This is a genomic window from Serratia sp. AXJ-M (genome assembly GCF_046531865.1).
Classification (GTDB): domain Bacteria; phylum Pseudomonadota; class Gammaproteobacteria; order Enterobacterales; family Enterobacteriaceae; genus Serratia; species Serratia liquefaciens.
On record NZ_CP059394.1, the window covers coordinates 3,905,277 to 3,918,695 of the forward strand.

Sequence of the window (13,419 nt, forward strand, 5' to 3'; positions counted from 1 at the left end):
ATAAATCCAACAAGGTTATCAGGAAAAAATAACCATAAATCATGCAACCAATTAAATGACAAAGGAATATATATAACAAGAAAAACAAAATGATAAAGCATAGATACAATTAGATAATTAATTCATGATGAAGCAATATATTCCTCACTAGGATTTATTTTATATAAATTTCATTTCAATAATAGACACATACCTTAAAAATTCGGCTGAATGCAGATGCCTTCAGCCGAAAACTGATTATTTCCAGTCGGGATTATTCTCAAACTGTTGTTTCAGCAACGCCTTCATGTTGTCGTCAGGCTTACCCAACCATTGGTATTTGGCATATTTCTTTGGATGGTCAACCGCTTCCGGCTTATCCGCCACCTCAACGCGCACCGCCCAGGCCTGTGATTTGTCTTCCTTAAACGCCACTATCATAAAGTTGTTGGCGCAGTCATGCGGCTTGCACAGATTGCCCACCAGATAGTTCTGCCCTTTCCAGCTCAGGCTCTGCGCCGGCGTGGAGGTTCCCATCCCCTTGCGCGCCCAACCCGGCAAGCGAGCCTGACCTTTGACCATATTTTGCCAACTGGTCTGGTAACCCGGTTGTTGGATCACGTCCGAGGTGGTGACGATCTGCTGAGCGAAACCACCCACGCTGAAGCTGAGTAACGCGCCGAAGATGGCGCCGCGAAGTGCGTTTTGTCCTGTCATGGCCTTCTCCCTAGAAAAATTCGGTTGCACCCGGCCCAAGCCGGGTCTGGATCTAGTCAGACCACAAGGGTAGCAAAAAGTTGACTTACCACCAGGCATGAAAATGATGTACCGGCCCAATACCGTGCCCCACTTCCAGGGTATCCGCCTGCAGCAGGGCCTGTTGCAAATAGTCCTTGGCGGCAGCGACCGTTCCGGCCCAGTCGTCGTGACGCGGTCGCAGCGCCGCCAGGGCGGCAGACAGCGTACAGCCGGTGCCGTGAGTATGTCGGGTCGCCACGCGCGGCGCGGTAAAGCGCAGCTCCTGCTCGGCCGTAAACAGCCAATCCGGACTTTCGCTTTCGCTAAGGTGACCCCCTTTCATCAACACCGCCTGACACCCCATCGCCAGGAGCGCCCGGCCCTGCTCGCGCATCTGGCGCTCATTTTCCGCCGGGGCGCACGCCAGCAGCGCCGCCGCCTCCGGCAGGTTCGGCGTGATGATCGACACCAGCGGCAACAGTTCACGACGGATCGAATCCACCGCTTCCGGCGCCAGCAGCGGATCGCCGCTTTTTGCCAGCATCACGGTATCCAGTACCACAAACGACGGCTGATAATGGCGCAAACGCTCCGCCACCGCCTGCACAATATCGGCGTTGGCCAACATGCCAATCTTGGTGCTGTCGATGCGCAGGTCGCTGAAGACGGAATCCAGCTGAGCGGCGACAAAGGCCGGATCTATGTTGTAGACCGACTGCACACCACGGGTGTTTTGCGCCACCAGCGCGGTAATCACCGAGGCACCATAGGCCCCCAACGCAGAAAAAGCTTTTAGATCGGCCTGAATGCCGGCGCCGCCGCTCGGATCGGTCCCGGCAATTGTCAGTGCGTTAATGCGTTTCATTGCAGTTCCTCCGGGCGCAGTTGATACAGTGCGTCGAGGAACGCTGGGGTGAAACTGCCCGGCCCTGCGGCACGGCGCGTGGCCCGTTCACCGCAAAGCGACATCACCCGGCAGGCGGTCGCCACGTTATCGAGCCGATCGCCCGGTAAACTGCAAAATGCCGCCACCACCGCAGAAAGTGCACAACCGGTACCGACCACCCGCGTCATCAGCACATCGCCGCCGGTAACCGCCCAGTCACGCTGGCCATCGGTGATGTAATCAACAACGCCGGTTACTGCCACTACCGCACCGCTGCTGCGCGCCAATTCGCGCGCCGCCGGCAATGCCGCCAGCGAGTCGTCTGCACTGTCTACGCCACGTCCGTTAGCCTGCAAACCGCTCAGCGCCATGATTTCAGAAGCGTTGCCGCGGATCGCCGCCGGCTTCTCACCCAACAAACGATGGGCAAACGCGGTGCGATAGACCAACCCGCCGACCGCTACCGGATCCAGCGTCCAGGGTGTTTGTGCCACGTTGGCAGCTTCCACCGCAGCCAGCATGGATTCAGCGCGTGATGCATTGAGGGTGCCAACGTTGATCAGCACCGCATCCGCCAGTCGGCTGAACTGCGCTGCTTCGGTCGGTTCTACCACCATCGCCGGCGAAGCGCCGAGCGCCAACAGGACGTTAGCCGTCAGTTCCTGCACCACTTCGTTGGTCAGGCAATGGATCAGGGGCGATTGGCGTTTAAATTGAGTCAAACAGGCCGCGGCGCGGGCGCCGGGGAAAACATCAGGTCGAGCGAGCATATTCCTCCCAACCGGCGTTCAAGAAGGCGGGTACCGGTTGGGGCACCGAGACTTCCCTACGCTGGCATAATCCAGATCAGGTAATACGGGTAAAATCTCAGCCACCGCGCATCGCGCAGGGCACCCCGAGTCAAGACGGCCATTATTGGGGTTGCCGCCGGCGAGGTCAATCGCGCTATAGTGTCAAAAAATAAAAAGGAGGCGCCATGCAGATAAGAAAATACCAAGAGGCCGATCGCCCCTTCCTGCGCACCCTGTATCTGGCTTCGCGTAAAGCGGCGTTTCCGTGGCGCGATACCGAAGATTACCGGCTGGAGGATTTCGATCGCTCAACGCTGGGCGAAGATATTTGGGTGGCGGAAGATCAGGGGAAGCGGCTGGGATTTGTGTCGATTTATCGCCAGGACAACTTTATTCACAACCTGTATGTCGATCCGCATCTGCCGCCGCTCGGCGTCGGCAGCGCTCTGTTACAAGCGGCGGAACAGACCTTTACCGCCACCGGTTCGCTGAAATGCCTGGTGAAGAATGAGAAGGCGCTGGCGTTCTACCACAAGCACGGTTGGCGAATCATCACTACTGGCAATGACGGCGGGGAAGAATATTACCTGCTGCACTCCCCGGCAAAATAAAATAAGGGCACAGCGCAAACCGTGCCCGTTCATTAAAGCCCCCGGCTCAGGCGACAGAAGCTGCCGGGGTCAGTTTTGCGCGTGCGCGGATATTTCTGACCAACAACCCCGACACTATGATCCCGGCACAGGCAAACATACCCATCAGCCCGAAAACGATCTTGTAACCGGTCAGTCCTGGGAAGGCATCGAGAATATGACCGTACAGGCTAAAACAGAACATCGCCGGGGCATAACCGATAAAGCTGCCCAGCGCCATAGCCGCACCGGTATGTTCTTCGTCAATGCCGGCCTCACCGATGGGGGCAAAGAACACCGCTCTTTGGGTAAAGACCACTGCACCAAATCCCAGCGTACAGGCCATGCCCAAGTAAACCGGCATTTGTTCATGCGGTAACAGGATCAATAGCGCCAGCGCAATGGCGCTGATAATAAAGGTATAGAATAAATACTTGCTGGGAGACTTTAATACTTTATCGGCAATGAGACCACCAATCGGCCCCCCCACCATTTTTAAGCAGTATTGATTAATGATCCCGTAAGCACCCACCAGTGCAATCGGAAGCGCATAGACATGACTCAGGAAAGGAATAAAGAACGTCAATCCGCAATACACCGCGTAAACACAGAAAACGCTGAAGGCAATCAGCCATACCGTTTTGTTTTTCAATACGCTGCCCATGCCAGGCTTTTTATTGACGAGGGGTTGTTCTTTAGCGGGTAATTTTTCCTCTGGGCTTTCTTTCATCACCAACAGAATAATAACCCCTACGCAAATAGCGATGGCCGAATAAAACAATATGCCGACTTTAAAACCCAGGTAGCCGCTACCAAATGCGGTAAACAGCGCCAGCGCAGAAAAGGCCACCACCGTGTCGACAACCCCGCGCCCGGTTTCAAAAAAGCCGAACAAACGCCCCTGCTGAGTATTATCCCCCAGCATACTCACCGATTTGAGCAGCACCGGCCAATTCAGCATGTCACAGGTCACGCCGAACAGCGCCCAGACAAACAGTATGCCCCAGTACCCCGGCATGCTGGACAGGTAAATACCAAGCAAGCCAGTAGCAATCAGCGAAAACGACATGGTAAAACGTCGCGGCAGACGATCGGAAAAATAGATTGATAAGAAGAAGCCAATGGTCGTCACAATCGAGTTAACCGACATGGCATTGCCTATTTCGCCGTTACTCAAGTGAAAATATTGTTGCATCGGAACATAAAAAGCATCTTTAAGGGAAGGCAATTTATAGATTGTCCCTCCACATAAAACCAACAAGCTAAATAATGCCCATCTTTTTTTAGTTAACATAGTCCCCTCACAGCCAATAATTAATAAGCGGTGTTGTTTACCCGATAATGAGGCGAGCGTTGATCGCTCATCAGCGAGAATATGTGATTTATAGATTTATTTTTATATTATTCCGGATTTAGCAGTTCCTGAGCTTGCTGCGTTAAACTGTCAATGATGGTGCGAACATAGTGAATTTGATTTAAAGCATCCTGAGTTTCTTTCTTTAATCGCGCTTCCAACCCTTGCTCCGGTAACGCTGTTTCACTCATTTCTCGCCATGGAATGGGAGGATTATTCCCTTCGTCGCTGAAACGAAACGGCGGTGCGTAATAATCCACCTCTTCCTCCAGCCCGTAGGCGGTGACCTGCGGTTGATCTTCACCCAGACAGATCAGCCCCAATAACAGTTCTCGGAATGGCAGATCTCCCTGTCCGGAAATACAGGCGCGATGCCCCATCCCCTTGTTCTCTCGCACAATAATTGCGTCCTTGATGTGCACCTGGGTGATTTCCCCACTCATTGCCGCCAGTGCCGGCAGCGGCTCTTCATTGGCGTTAATCATGTTGGCGAAATCAAACAGCAGGGAAAGCTGAGGGAAATCTGCCGCCCGGACCAGGCCGACCAATTCATGGCTCTTGAGATCTTCATGCTGTTCCAGAGTAAAACTCAGGCCGCTGTGTTGATAACGCTGTTTGATGTACTGAATATCCGTACCGATGCGCGCCAACACCTCTAGCAAAGGGCCCTGATAGCGCGGATAAAAACGCACTGAGCTGGCCCCACATTTCAGCGCGATATTCACCGCCTGATCGATAGTTTGCGAGTCGGAGGCACTGGTTTCGATATGAATATCCAATCCATAGCGCCGAGCCTGTTCGCCAAACCGGCGCAGCCGGGCATCATCAGCATGGCAAAGCGCCTGACTTTCCCCATCCAGCACATGCAGCTTCACCCCTCGCAGCCGCTGCTGATGGGCGATGATCAGCAAATCCTCTGGCAGGATCTTCTCCATACGCATATTGAGATGAAAGGCGTAAGCATGCAGGTAAAGGGGCAAGTTATGTGCCCGTAGAAGGACTTTCTCCGCCGTTAAGCGATCCATGATATTCACCTATAAGTTAATAAAGAAATCTACCGACTCGAAGCGCCAGTGCTCGATATCCACCTGCACGATACGGCGTTCGGCATCGGCACGATGCTTTTCGACCAAAATCGCAGGCGTGCTGGCATTTCCGCCCATCACCTTGCAGGCCTCTCCGGATAACCGGGTGGGTTTAAAGGCCAGATGACGGGTTCGCGTGGAAGTGCCATAAGCCTGTTCCCAGACCTCGGCAAACGAGTTCTCACCCAGGCGTTCGATAAAACCGGGTGCCACTCGCGGGCTGATAAAGGTTTCGTGATAAAACACGATGTGATGATCCAGCGCTCCCCAACCAGAAATCTTGTAGATCTCGCTCGCCGCGTCGACCTGCAATAACTCTTTGATAAACCCCGGAGCTGCCAATACGCACTCTTTGGTCATATAGTCCCAGGAGGGACAACGGCCCTGCTCGATAGCCGCCTGTTTGAAACTGGTAGAGGAATTGGGGTTGTAGTTAAAACGCGGCAGTGCCGCAAACCAACCCCGTCGATCCTTGCGGAAGATCCTCGATTCGCTTTCCAGGAACAACAGCGCCTGACGTAACGTCATGCGTTTGATGTTCAGCAATTCTCCCAGTTCTCGCTCCGAAGGAAGCTTGTCACCGGGGGCGATTGCCCCCTGGCTCAGCCAGTCATTCAACCTGGCCTTTGCCAATTCAACGGTTGAGCTGTTTTCCATATCCACACCTAATTGGTTTAAACCAGATTGCACAACAGTATCGCGGTGAATTATGACAAACAATGGGGGTATTGGATTTTATGTGTGACTTCGGTCCCAGAACAGAAGGGATCTTGGCAACCTTGGGCAAGATCCCCCCTCCGGTCCTCTCTTACTGCGGATTAAGCAAGGGGCCAGGCAGAATCAAGAACGCCGTCATTTTCCCGGCGCCGTCGGCATCGCACGCAGCGTCAGCCCCCAGAACACCAGGGCAATAAAGCTGACGCCCGCCCCCAGCCAGCACACCCCCTGCCAACCTGCCAGGGCGAATACGTGAGTGCTGGCAAAAGCGCCGAGCCCACTGCCAATGGCATAGAACAGCATGTAGACGCCCACTAACCGGCTATGCGCCTGCGGATGTGCGCTGAAAATCAGGCTCTGATTCAACACATGAATGGCTTGGCCTGCCAAATCGAGCAATACAATGCCGATAATCAACCACCCTAGGCCATAACCCAGCATGCCGAGCGGCAGCCAGGCCAGCACCAACAGCAGCAGGCAGATACCGCTCGCCACCTGCGCCAAGCCGCGGTCCGCCAGGTGCCCTGCTCTTACCGCCGCCAGCGCCCCCACCGCGCCCACCAGGCCAAAGGCGCCAATCACCGCATGCGAAAAGTTGAACGGTGCCTGACTCAGCGGCAGCACCAATGCGCTCCAGAAGATGCTGAATGCCGCAAACATCAACAGCGCCAGCATGCCGCGAATTTGCAACGTGCGATCGCGCAGCAACAGCGTCAGCATCGAACGCAGCAAGGCGGTGTAGCTAAGCGTTGAAGGCGGCGTGCTCGGTGCAGGCAGCAAACGTGCCAGAATCGGCAGCAAGATCAGCGTCACTCCGGCGGAAAAAAAATACACCGTGCGCCAACCTCCTGCGTCTGCCAACGCGCCGGACAGGGTTCTCGCCAATAGCAGACCCAGCACCACACCGCCCTGCGCCGCCCCCACGACCCGCCCACGCTCATGAGGTGCCGCCAGCGTGGCGGCAAAAGCGATGAGTCCTTGCGTCATGGCGGTGCCCAATAATCCCACCAGCAACATGCCGATCAGCATAAGCAGGCTGCTGTTTGCCCAACCGACCATGCACAATGCGGCAATCAACAACAGTTGCTGTACCGCTAACAGCCGATGGCGATTAATGCGATCCCCCAGCGGTACTACCAATAACAGCGCCAACGCGCAACCAAGCTGGGTGGCAGTGATCACCATACCCACCGACGCCACGCTGATAGCAAATTCCTGGGCTATGGCATCCAACAACGGCTGGGCGTAATAGACATTAGCCACGCTAAAAGCGCTGGCGCCGGCCAGCAACAACACCAGCGAAGCCGGCAGCCGACTCAGTCCCCTCGCCTGAGATACGCAGATCGGATCCAGCGTTTTGTCACTCATCGTTTTCTCCAAAGTGGTTTCATTATTAAACCCAATGGACATTACGCGTAGAGGTTTTATAATGCAACCAGATAGTGTGGCAGGAGGGATAACGTGAAACGTAAAAGCCTGGAAGATGCACCGTGCCCGGTGGCACGCACTTTGGATGTGATTGGCGACTGGTGGTCACTGTTGATTGTGCGCGACGCGTTCGACGGCGTGCGCCGCTTCAGTGAATTCCAAAAGGGGCTGGGGATGGCGAAAAATATCCTTTCCACCCGTCTGCGCACCCTGGTGGCACAGGGCATTCTGGAGATCGCACCGGCCTCAGACGGCAGCGCCTATCAGGAGTATATTCTCACAGACAAGGGCCGAGCCCTGTTCCCGGTGATCGTCGGCTTGCGCCAATGGGGGGAAGACCATCTGTTTGCCGAGCAAGAGGCGCATTCAACCTTAGTCGAAAGCGACAGCGGCCAACCGATCCCGCGCATGACGCCGACCGGCAGCGTCGGGCAAACGCTCACACCGCTGAATACCCGGGTGGTAAAGGTGGGTGAAGAGTAAAATCACATTAGTTGAACCTACAGCCGCTGAGGCAGATGTTTGGCTGGAACGCGGCTTTGGAGCAAAACTGCAAAAATGGTAATTTCGCTGTTTGCTGTAGCGTAATAAATCATATGGCTGAGGTAGGGAAAGCTATAAACACCGTTCCCTGGATCCTCGACTCGATGCTGCCCAATGCCTGGCATTTCCGTCAGGTTGGTTAATACTTGGCGCAGTCTTACGAGGTAATCTCTGGATTGCTGCATGCCCCAGTTGCTCAATGTGTAGTCGCGAATCTCCCGGATATCGTTTTGCGCCTCACCGGTCAGTCGGTAACTGGCCATTTATCCTTTATCCTTTATCCTGCTCCAGCAGTTCAGAGAAAAACGTCTCGCCATCAACGGCATTGCCGATCGCCATATCATGCTGGGAACGCTGAATCTTCATTTGTAACAGTTGGAGTTTCATCGCTTCAATTTGCTCGTAATCTTCGGCAGACACCACAACCGCAACGGGCTTGCCATTACGGGTGATTTGTACCGGTTCACGCTGAGCCTTAAGCAGCAAATCGCCAAACTGGGTTTTGGCTTCATTGGCTGTCAGAATATGCATTTTCATTACCTTTCGACTGAATCGTTCGATTCGCTCATTCGATTTCTTGAGCAAAAATTATTCACACGATTTTATTGGGGGCGATCTTTCGGTTTACGCATTACCCCATATGCCCCTTCGCAAGGCCTTAAGGGTTACTGTATAGTCCGCGTTTTACGGGGAAATCATGCTGACTCAATCATCCATTCGCCTTAATAAATACATTAGCGACAGCGGCATCTGTTCACGCCGCAGTGCCGATCGTCATATCAAACAGGGCAACGTTTTCATCAACGGCAACGTAGCCGCCGTGGCCGCTCAGGTATTTGTCGGGGACGTAGTGCAAGTTAACGGCCAGCGGATTGAGCCACGTAATGCGGAAGATTTGGTGCTTATCGCGCTGAACAAGCCGGTGGGCATCATCACCAGCATGGGAAAGCACGTGCAAAATAACATCGGTGATTTCGTCAATCACAGCAAGCGCACCTTTCCTATAGGCCGTCTGGACAAAGATTCCCAGGGGCTGATTTTCCTGACCAATCACGGCGAACTGGTCAATAAGATCCTTCGTGCCGGCAATAACCACGAAAAAGAGTATCTGGTTACCGTCGATAAGCCGCTGACCGACGCGTTTATTCAGGGGATGAGCGCCGGTGTCCCCATCCTGGATACGGTGACGAAAAAGTGCCGGGTGGAGAAAATCGCGCCGCAGATGTTTCGCATCACGCTGGTTCAGGGCCTTAACCGCCAAATCCGCCGTATGAGCAAATACTTTGGTTATCACGTCACCAAACTTGAGCGTGTGCGCATTATGAACGTCGATTTGACAGGATTGCCGCTGGGCGAATGGCGAGATTTGACCGGTGACGAAAAGAACGTGCTGTTTAAGCTGATTGAGCACTCATCTTGCGAGGATGTTCGCCTGCCCGTTTCGCTAGCGCCTGATGTCAGCGAAAATCTCGACACGGAGTGAAGGTTTTCTGGAGCAGAGATATCGCCAGGCAACCAGGTAAAACTGCAAGTTGCCCAACGACATCTCAAGACCAAAGGCCCTTTTCCTCAGTGAATCAGAACGACCATCTGATATTGGCATTGACCGAATTGACCTGGGTATCAGAACCGTACTGCCCCTGATAACCGAGAGCCAACGTAGTGGAACGCGACAGCTTCACGCTCACCCCCACATCCGCCACCAGCAGATTGTCATCTACCGCCTGTCCCTGCGTGATAAATGCGTCGCTGCCGGCAAATGCCATGCGCGATGACGTATTTTTATCGCCGTAAGCGTGCTGCCAGCCTAATGAACCGTAAAGGCTGACGTTTTTCGGCAGTTCGGTAGATCCCCGCACGCCCAACGTTGAATAGAACGTATTCATCGTTTCATTACGGACGCTCAGCGCCGCTGCCCCGCCTTTCTCCTGGAAGTTATCGGTATGCAAACGGATATAACTCAGGTTGACGAATGGCTCGATATTCGCATCCAACTGACCAAAACGGTAACCTGCTTCGGTGAACGCCAGCAGCGAGTCTGCGTCATAGTCCGCCTTGAGCCGATCCGAGTAATTGCCGAAATTAACGTTGCGCTCATTTTCGAGCCGGTGCCAGGTATAGCCCAGCGCACCGCGCAGGGAGAAGGCATCCTGCTGCCCAGCAGCGTAAAGACCCAGGTGGTAATTATCGCTGTCGGAACTGGAGCGACGGCTATCGACATCATAGTCGCCACGGCTATAGCCTACGTATCCCCCAACGCGGATACTGTGGTCAGCGAGTTTACGATCGGCGCCCAACAGGAAACCGCTGGTGTGGCCGTCCAATTTCCCAACGTTATCGTTACCGCTGTTTCTCATCCAGGAGCCGAACGTCTGCCCCCAAACGCCGTTATTTTCAGCCTGAGCCGGTTGAACCAACGTCATCGCCATCGGTGGAACAGGCAGCGCATCATTATCAAATACGCGAAGCATGCGCTGATTCAACACGTTGAGCAGCATGCTACTGCCGGCGATCAGGTTAGACTGAATGGACGGATAAACTTCACCGGACAGTTGATTGAACGCCTCGCGCGCTTCCGGTGCGCTCAACAGCAGCACAGAGTTATACAAGGCCAGCGAAGGACCGCTTTGCGTTAACGTCGATAGCGCACCGGCGGTATTCCACTGATTGCTACTTTGCGCGACCGTTTGGAAAATACCGGGCTTGCCGCCCTCGCCTGGGTTGCCGCCCTCGCCTGGGTTACCGCCCTCACCTGGGTTGCCGCCCTCACCTGGGTTGCCGCCCTCACCTGGGTTGCCGCCCTCACCTGGGTTGCCGCCCTCACCTGGGTTACCGCCCTCACCTGGGTTACCCCCCTCACCTGGGTTACCGCCCTCACCTGGGTTGCCGCCCTCACCTGGGTTGCCGTCCTTTTGTGCAATCGTCAGATCCACGGCGTTGGTGCTGTGGTTAAGCGCAACGTCCAAAAATGCAGATTTTGAGACGGCTTCAGCAAACCGACCGTCAATCCCGCCATCCGAGGTCAAAATGCGATAGCTTTGGCCGGTTTGATAGCTGGTTTGCGGATCCAACGCGGTCACCTGCACCTTGGCCTGATCGCTGATGGTGGTTTTGCCTGAAACGACCAGTTTGTCGCTGCTGCCATCACCGGCGATATCGACATCATAGAAGGATTCACCCAGGAAATTCAGATAGCGTTTCAGCGTCAGGGTACCTATGTTGCCGTCGCCAGGGGAAATATGGCCGCCGGACTGGATTTCAGTCTGCCCCAAGGTGCCGTTGCCGCCCAGCGTCCCGCCGGCTTTGATTGACGCGGCGCTGCTGTAACCCAGACCATTGCTGACGTCAGAACCGGCAGTGGCGTTCAGGATCAGCGTGCCGCCATTCTCGGCGCTCAGCGTCTGCACATCGAAAACGTTGTCTTCTTGCTGCGTATTGATGTCGCTGGCGATGGTGATTTTGCCGCCGCGTGCGGTGACATTCGCCTGGAGTTGAGTCAGGTCGCCGCTCAACGTCGTCTGGCCGGCCGTGTTGATGACTTCGCCTTCGCCGACCATCTTGTTGCGGAAGTCGTAGTTATCTGAGTTGTGATTAAAGTAAACGTAGCTGCCGAACAACCCGCCACGCAGATTGACCACCGTTTGGGCATCGACAGTACCCGCACCACCCGCCGCGCCGAGCGTAGGTTCGGTCAAGCCGGTGCCGGTATCCATGTTGCCGCGGCTGCCGATAATCAACGCGCCGCGGTTAGAGCCGGACCCGGTATCCCCCAGCCGCAATTCGTTGCTGCCGGCAGAGAATGAGCCGCCATCAACAACCGACAGCACCCCGTTGCCATAATCCCCTACGTTGACATTGCCCGCACTGGTAAAGCGTGAGCCGTTGCCGGCGATGTAAAGCTCTGCGGTTTTTCTTGAGCCTGAAACACCGGCAATCTCCGCGCTACCAACGTTGACCGCACCGCCGTTCAGCACGTCCACATCGCCATTGGCGGTGAGCGACTGGGTGATATTCCACAGAGAGTTATTGCCGGTCACCGTGGCTTTGGGGTTGAGCTTGTCAGCCTCGTCGGGGCGAAAACCGCTGTCGATTCTGGCGGCGGCCGTGGTGGTCACTCCCCCGCCATCTTCAATCAGCAAGGTTGAACGTGCGCCCTGTCCGAAGCCGAGACCGAGTCTCTCACTGATCACCTGGGAACCGGCCCCTTTGACATTAAGATGGCTGTCATACCCCCCGGTGGTGCCGACGATAATCTCTTCCGCCGTCGCCAATCCGCCCTCTTCTACCCGTAACGTCCCCAGTCCCAGATTCAGACTGCCGTGCATAACGGATTGGTCATTGATCGCATTTAATACGGCATTCGGCCCTTTGACCGTGACCAGGCTTTCGTATATCTGGCCATTAGCACGACGGCCAATATTGACGTTATAGGCATTGATTTGGCCATTATCGATCAACAGCTTTCCGCTTTGATTACGGCCGACGTAAACATCCCCGGTGTAAGTCAAAGATTCGGTAATACGTGATTCACCATCAAAAATAGCATCATCGGCACGCGCCACGTCGGCTGGGCCAATCAATATCAACGGTGCGGAAAAAAGTGCGAGGTAAACTTTCGAAAGCGGTTTTCTTACCGCTAAGTTATGCGATGTTTTATCTTTCATGTTTTCTCTCCGGCCCAATTATCTTGATGCCATCAAAGTTATTATTTATATGAAAAACTCAATGCATTAGAGGATGCGCGGCGCGTTTTGCGAGAACACAGGCTGATTTGTCATCGAGACACTAGCTTATTGCCCCCCAGCGCTAACGTCTCGATGCCAAAATTATGGGGACTGCGGATCGGTATTGATCATCCACCCTCGCTAAACGCGTCAGGTGAATTATTTATGCGTAACGACCGGGGTACAGCTTGGTGTGCTTAACGACGGGGCCGAACCTAAAATACCCGGCATCATCATCGAGGAACAGTCAAAGATTCGTCCTTTCTCCGTAGTGGCACGGTAAGAAAGTTTTTGCCCGCCAAGGGCGTCGGGTTGGGCACCATTAACATTGGTGACGGTAATTTCATCCGATGAACCCAGGCCCAGCATTTTGGCCGTTTCCGCCTGCAGCAACGGTATTGCCTGATCGGTTTTCAATGTGGAACAGCCAGCTACCAGAAGCGTAACGGTTAATGCGATAAGTGGTTTTCTCATAAATTGTCCTTTGTAACCAAACAGTTCCAAATGCTGAATGGCTTTATGTTTTACCTTATCAAAATCCCTGA

Annotated in this window: 14 protein-coding genes and 1 riboswitch; of the genes, 3 read left to right on the forward strand and 11 right to left on the reverse strand. The window is 54.4% G+C overall.

All coding sequences use genetic code 11. The features are described from left to right. Positions 1-237: 237 nt before the first annotated feature. The 3 genes from H0S68_RS18270 to thiM all read right to left on the reverse strand — a co-directional run bounded on the left by H0S68_RS18270 (position 238) and on the right by thiM (position 2,373). The gene (locus tag H0S68_RS18270) at positions 238-696 is read right to left on the reverse strand and encodes an inhibitor of vertebrate lysozyme family protein (protein WP_115058278.1); all 459 of its coding nucleotides are present in this window, start codon (positions 694-696) and stop codon (positions 238-240) included. Between the two features lie 85 nt (positions 697-781). Beyond that, positions 782-1,582, reverse strand: a complete 801-nt coding sequence (gene thiD / locus H0S68_RS18275; RefSeq protein WP_046372927.1) for a bifunctional hydroxymethylpyrimidine kinase/phosphomethylpyrimidine kinase — start codon at positions 1,580-1,582, stop codon at positions 782-784. Further along, positions 1,579-2,373 carry a hydroxyethylthiazole kinase gene (gene thiM, locus H0S68_RS18280; protein WP_046372926.1) on the reverse strand — a complete coding sequence of 265 codons (795 nt, stop codon included), beginning with the start codon at positions 2,371-2,373 and terminating at the stop codon, positions 1,579-1,581. The genes thiD and thiM overlap by 4 nt, the downstream gene beginning before the upstream one ends. Before the next feature lie 36 nt (positions 2,374-2,409). Continuing rightward, positions 2,410-2,511, reverse strand: a riboswitch (TPP riboswitch). A 68-nt stretch (positions 2,512-2,579) separates the two neighbouring features. Between thiM and H0S68_RS18285 the strand changes: the two genes are divergently transcribed. Continuing rightward, positions 2,580-3,005, forward strand: coding sequence for a GNAT family N-acetyltransferase (locus tag H0S68_RS18285; protein WP_046372925.1), 426 nt, complete (start codon positions 2,580-2,582; stop codon positions 3,003-3,005). 46 nt (positions 3,006-3,051) lie between these two features. On the opposite strand, the gene H0S68_RS18290 is transcribed toward H0S68_RS18285, so the two are convergent. The 4 genes from H0S68_RS18290 to H0S68_RS18305 form a co-directional block, all read right to left on the reverse strand. Then, entirely contained in the window at positions 3,052-4,317 is a 1,266-nt protein-coding gene (locus tag H0S68_RS18290; RefSeq protein WP_128865069.1) for an MFS transporter, read from the reverse strand. A 107-nt stretch (positions 4,318-4,424) separates the two neighbouring features. After that, the gene (locus H0S68_RS18295) at positions 4,425-5,402 is read right to left on the reverse strand and encodes a sugar phosphate isomerase/epimerase family protein (RefSeq protein WP_410528898.1); all 978 of its coding nucleotides are present in this window, start codon (positions 5,400-5,402) and stop codon (positions 4,425-4,427) included. Positions 5,403-5,411: 9 nt separating this feature from the next. Further along, a complete protein-coding gene (locus H0S68_RS18300) occupies positions 5,412-6,119 on the reverse strand; it encodes a GntR family transcriptional regulator (RefSeq protein WP_115058275.1) in 708 nt (235 codons plus the stop codon). 195 nt (positions 6,120-6,314) lie between these two features. Next, on the reverse strand, positions 6,315-7,547 hold the full coding sequence (locus H0S68_RS18305) for an MFS transporter (protein WP_128865071.1): 1,233 nt from the start codon (positions 7,545-7,547) through the stop codon (positions 6,315-6,317). A gap of 93 nt (positions 7,548-7,640) precedes the next feature. Here H0S68_RS18305 and H0S68_RS18310 point away from each other — a divergent pair, with 93 nt between their 5' ends. Next, entirely contained in the window at positions 7,641-8,090 is a 450-nt protein-coding gene (locus H0S68_RS18310; protein WP_020828124.1) for a winged helix-turn-helix transcriptional regulator, read from the forward strand. Between the two features lie 17 nt (positions 8,091-8,107). Here H0S68_RS18310 and H0S68_RS18315 read toward each other — a convergent pair whose 3' ends face one another. Both H0S68_RS18315 and H0S68_RS18320 read right to left on the reverse strand, forming a co-directional pair. Further along, on the reverse strand, positions 8,108-8,413 hold the full coding sequence (locus H0S68_RS18315) for a type II toxin-antitoxin system RelE/ParE family toxin (RefSeq protein WP_185959377.1): 306 nt from the start codon (positions 8,411-8,413) through the stop codon (positions 8,108-8,110). A 7-nt stretch (positions 8,414-8,420) separates the two neighbouring features. Next, positions 8,421-8,681, reverse strand: a complete 261-nt coding sequence (locus H0S68_RS18320; protein WP_142814646.1) for a type II toxin-antitoxin system Phd/YefM family antitoxin — start codon at positions 8,679-8,681, stop codon at positions 8,421-8,423. Between the two features lie 166 nt (positions 8,682-8,847). Between H0S68_RS18320 and rluF the strand changes: the two genes are divergently transcribed. Beyond that, positions 8,848-9,633: a 23S rRNA pseudouridine(2604) synthase RluF gene (gene rluF, locus H0S68_RS18325; RefSeq protein ID WP_115058273.1), complete on the forward strand. Its 786-nt coding sequence runs from the start codon at positions 8,848-8,850 to the stop codon at positions 9,631-9,633. 94 nt (positions 9,634-9,727) lie between these two features. On the opposite strand, the gene H0S68_RS18330 is transcribed toward rluF, so the two are convergent. Together H0S68_RS18330 and H0S68_RS18335 are read right to left on the reverse strand one after the other, a co-directional pair. After that, positions 9,728-12,814: an autotransporter domain-containing protein gene (locus tag H0S68_RS18330; RefSeq protein WP_410528899.1), complete on the reverse strand. Its 3,087-nt coding sequence runs from the start codon at positions 12,812-12,814 to the stop codon at positions 9,728-9,730. 219 nt (positions 12,815-13,033) lie between these two features. Then, positions 13,034-13,348 carry a lipoprotein gene (locus H0S68_RS18335; protein WP_041414827.1) on the reverse strand — a complete coding sequence of 105 codons (315 nt, stop codon included), beginning with the start codon at positions 13,346-13,348 and terminating at the stop codon, positions 13,034-13,036. Between the last annotated feature and the right edge of the window lie 71 nt (positions 13,349-13,419).

Bases quoted from the DNA above. Each gene is read 5' to 3' on its own strand.
- H0S68_RS18270 (WP_115058278.1), bottom strand. From the start codon at position 696: ATGACAGGACAAAACGCACTTCGCGGCGCCATCTTCGGCGCGTTACTC.
- thiD (WP_046372927.1), bottom strand. From the start codon at position 1,582: ATGAAACGCATTAACGCACTGACAATTGCCGGGACCGATCCGAGCGGC.
- thiM (WP_046372926.1), bottom strand. From the start codon at position 2,373: ATGCTCGCTCGACCTGATGTTTTCCCCGGCGCCCGCGCCGCGGCCTGT.
- H0S68_RS18285 (WP_046372925.1), top strand. From the start codon at position 2,580: ATGCAGATAAGAAAATACCAAGAGGCCGATCGCCCCTTCCTGCGCACC.
- H0S68_RS18290 (WP_128865069.1), bottom strand. From the start codon at position 4,317: ATGTTAACTAAAAAAAGATGGGCATTATTTAGCTTGTTGGTTTTATGT.
- H0S68_RS18295 (WP_410528898.1), bottom strand. From the start codon at position 5,402: ATGGATCGCTTAACGGCGGAGAAAGTCCTTCTACGGGCACATAACTTG.
- H0S68_RS18300 (WP_115058275.1), bottom strand. From the start codon at position 6,119: ATGGAAAACAGCTCAACCGTTGAATTGGCAAAGGCCAGGTTGAATGAC.
- H0S68_RS18305 (WP_128865071.1), bottom strand. From the start codon at position 7,547: ATGAGTGACAAAACGCTGGATCCGATCTGCGTATCTCAGGCGAGGGGA.
- H0S68_RS18315 (WP_185959377.1), bottom strand. From the start codon at position 8,413: ATGGCCAGTTACCGACTGACCGGTGAGGCGCAAAACGATATCCGGGAG.
- H0S68_RS18320 (WP_142814646.1), bottom strand. From the start codon at position 8,681: ATGCATATTCTGACAGCCAATGAAGCCAAAACCCAGTTTGGCGATTTG.
- rluF (WP_115058273.1), top strand. From the start codon at position 8,848: ATGCTGACTCAATCATCCATTCGCCTTAATAAATACATTAGCGACAGC.
- H0S68_RS18330 (WP_410528899.1), bottom strand. From the start codon at position 12,814: ATGAAAGATAAAACATCGCATAACTTAGCGGTAAGAAAACCGCTTTCG.
- H0S68_RS18335 (WP_041414827.1), bottom strand. From the start codon at position 13,348: ATGAGAAAACCACTTATCGCATTAACCGTTACGCTTCTGGTAGCTGGC.